General features: G+C 59.1%; 3 protein-coding genes. All 3 read right to left on the bottom strand.

Annotated elements, in window-relative coordinates; translation table 11 throughout:
- Positions 1-461: ArsR/SmtB family transcription factor (locus QRD42_RS14830; RefSeq protein ID WP_321987497.1), on the bottom strand; the 461-nt coding region annotated here is incomplete at its 3' end.
- Complete coding sequence (locus tag QRD42_RS14825) at positions 442-846, bottom strand: amino acid-binding protein (RefSeq protein ID WP_321987496.1); 405 nt, start codon at positions 844-846, stop codon at positions 442-444. The genes QRD42_RS14825 and QRD42_RS14830, both read right to left, overlap by 20 nt.
- On the bottom strand, positions 839-1,162 hold the full coding sequence (locus tag QRD42_RS14820; RefSeq protein ID WP_321987495.1) for an antibiotic biosynthesis monooxygenase family protein: 324 nt from the start codon (positions 1,160-1,162) through the stop codon (positions 839-841). The genes QRD42_RS14825 and QRD42_RS14820 overlap by 8 nt, the downstream gene beginning before the upstream one ends.
- Between the last annotated feature and the right edge of the window lie 148 nt (positions 1,163-1,310).

Raw genomic sequence — 1,310 nt, 5'->3', positions numbered from 1 at the left:
GTCAGCGCCGTGCCGTCAGCGCTGATCCACTTCTCATGCTGCATAAATTCATAGATCTTTACCGCCAGCTCACCCGCCAGATGATCGTAACAGGTGCGGGCATAACGCAGATGCTGCGGCGTGCGGGTCACCGGCGTGGTGCGCGCCTGCATCGATACGCCCATCAGATTTTCCAGCAGGCCAGCGATGTGATGCCCGGCCAGGCTGTAATAACGGTGCCGCCCCTGGGTCAGACACATCACCAGCCCGTTGTTGAGAAGACGAGTCAGATGCCCGCTGGTCGTGGAGGCGGCAATGTCCGCCACGGCGCTGAGTTCCGTGGCAGTCCAGGCGCGGCCATCCATCAGCGCGCATAAAATGCTGACCCGCGACGGATCGGCAAGGGCGGCGGCAACCAGCGACATGGATTTTTCCAGTCCCTCATTCGGGTCATCCTGGTTTTCAGTGTTCAGCAGACTCATGCAGCGGCATCCATTGGCGGGTAAGATCAGCAGCCCGCGCGTCATCGTCCGTCAGGAGGATGAGCTGGTTACTGTGGTCGCTGTACTGTACCAGAATATTGATGCCGTGGCGGGCCAGCGCATCTGCAATTTCTCCCAGCTCGCCGGGACGTTTTTGCGGCAGTTTTCTGATCACCGGCCGACTGATCTTCACGACGTCAAAACCGGCGGCAAGCAGCACGGCACGCGCTTTTTCACCGTCTTCCACCAGAAAATGGGCGTGGCTGACGTCCGCCACGGAAAAGACACCGCCGCCTTCCAGTCCGACACCGCTTTTGCCCAGCTCGCGACCGAGCGATGCCAGCGCACCGGGCGCATTGTTGAGGATCACGTGAATATCATGCATGGGCATGGGCTCCTTTATCAGAAGAGTAATCGCGGAACACGGTGGCGACGCGAATGCGGTAAAAAGAAAAGATCGAGGTTTTCCCTTCCTGCTGGGCGGCGAGATGGCGCAGATTGTGCTTCCAGCCAGCCACGGCTTCTTCGTTTTCCCACCAGGAGAGCGAGAGGATTTTTCCCGGCGTGCTCAGGCTCTGGAAACGTTCGATAGAAATAAAACCGGCCGTCTGTGTCAGCAAGGGTTTCAGCTCTGCCGCCAGCTGCAAATACCGTTCCTGTGCGTGCGGCAGGGCGTCGGCCTCGAAAAGAACTGCGATCATAGATTTTCTCCGTCGTTGAATTTCAGCCAGCGTAATGGGGATGAAAGACGGATGCTTCGGCGGGGAGCGAAATGTGGATGTGGTGTGGAAAGGGGCAGTGCCCGGCGGCGCGTTGCTTGCCGGGCCTACGGGGTACGTCCACCGAAAT

This window comes from Enterobacter sp. PGRG2 (assembly GCF_030291195.1).
In the GTDB taxonomy this organism is placed as follows: domain Bacteria; phylum Pseudomonadota; class Gammaproteobacteria; order Enterobacterales; family Enterobacteriaceae; genus Enterobacter_D.
Note: the sequence above shows the minus strand (reverse complement) of the source record. Positions and strands in the feature narration are given on the sequence as shown.

Coding starts and splice junctions, on each gene's coding strand:
- QRD42_RS14825 (WP_321987496.1), bottom strand. CDS start 846: ATGCATGATATTCACGTGATCCTCAACAATGCGCCCGGTGCGCTGGCA.
- QRD42_RS14820 (WP_321987495.1), bottom strand. CDS start 1,162: ATGATCGCAGTTCTTTTCGAGGCCGACGCCCTGCCGCACGCACAGGAA.